Origin of the sequence: Micromonospora sp. CNB394, assembly GCF_000374985.1 — a bacterium.
Taxonomy (GTDB): domain Bacteria; phylum Actinomycetota; class Actinomycetes; order Mycobacteriales; family Micromonosporaceae; genus Micromonospora; species Micromonospora marina.
This window is the reverse complement of sequence record NZ_KB895908.1, coordinates 1-1,251: the sequence shown is the minus strand read 5'-3', so window position 1 is coordinate 1,251 and position 1,251 is coordinate 1. Positions and strand designations below refer to the sequence as shown.

Annotated in this window: 1 protein-coding gene; it reads right to left on the bottom strand. The window is 59.2% G+C overall.

Going from position 1 to position 1,251, the window contains the following annotated elements; translation table 11 throughout:
* Positions 1-735: 735 nt before the first annotated feature.
* A partial coding sequence (locus C569_RS32925; RefSeq protein WP_155945657.1) for a polymorphic toxin-type HINT domain-containing protein occupies positions 736-1,251 on the bottom strand: 516 nt, incomplete at its 5' end.

Here is a 1,251-nt window from a genome sequence, read left to right as displayed (position 1 = left end):
TTAAACGAGTCATGCCCGCCCTGCTACCACCAGCACGGGCGCGTCTACACCAAGCGGATCAAGCCGGACACCCTCACGACTTTGCCGGGGCCCTGACGGCTCCGCGCACCCCGGCAAGCATCGGGCTGCGCACCAAGAGAAGCGGCAATCAATCGGCCGACTCCGCGAAGATCCCTTCACCAGCCGGAGGGTGGTGAAGGGATCTTCGCGGAGTCCAGACAGCCCAATACTCTTACCGCAGGAAACGAGACCTATTGTTCTTTCAGCACAGTCGCCTCTTCAGCCAATCAGGCGCTTTTTCGGCAATTTCGATTGCACGTGAATGATCTGCTGACCCGTGCGGCCTATCAAGCGCCCATCGCAGCGTCGGCAGAGCTTCCTGCGACTCGAAGAAATCTACCAGGAGATCATCCTCCACGGTCGCCTCATCCCGTATGCGCCGCCACGTTGAAAGCGCGGCCTCGACATTCAACCCTGCGCGGGCGAGAGCCACATCACGGGGCCGAGAGCTTAACCGCAGCCTACCGTCCCGAGTGCCGCCGAGGACGACACACGGCAACGTTGCTCCCACGCCCGGCCACTCATTCATAGGGACTGACGGCTGATCAGATATCGCGGATTCGTCGACGAATCCTGGCTGATCGTCAGACACCGTACGCACTACCAAGCCATAGTGCTGATGCCTGACTATGCGGCACTCGACCAGAGAGTATTGGGGGTGCTCAGGAGTACCCATCAGGCGCCACCAGGCTTCCAAGGAGTGCGTGGGAATGTATTGAATTCATCAAAGAGGTGCGACGGGATAGCATACTCGACCGCGCCTTCGTTGAGGAAATCCTCAATAGGCTCGATATTATTTTTTCTCAGCCATTTTGTTGGGACCGCCACCTTGAACCCCTGACCATGAGAATCGCGGTGCTGGGAAGCGTAGTCTTCAACCCTCGCCCTGTTACCAAAGTAAGCCGAACCGTCCAGACCCTCATCGAAATCCAGCGGGTGGTTGCGTGGATCAAGTCCATGATCCAACTCGCTGGAACCCCGATCAATCGGGGAAACTCGATAGAGATCAGTTGTGCAGTTGTGTACGAGGACCGGGGTGTTGCCGGCCACCACATAGTACGTGTGGATGTCGTCGATCGTGAGGTTGTGGACCTGCGCCGGTTCCGTCCACTGTCGGGTCGCGCTGATCTGCACGTGGGTGCCGGCCGAGGTACGCAGCCACTGACCGGCCCGCAGATCGGCGGCATCGAC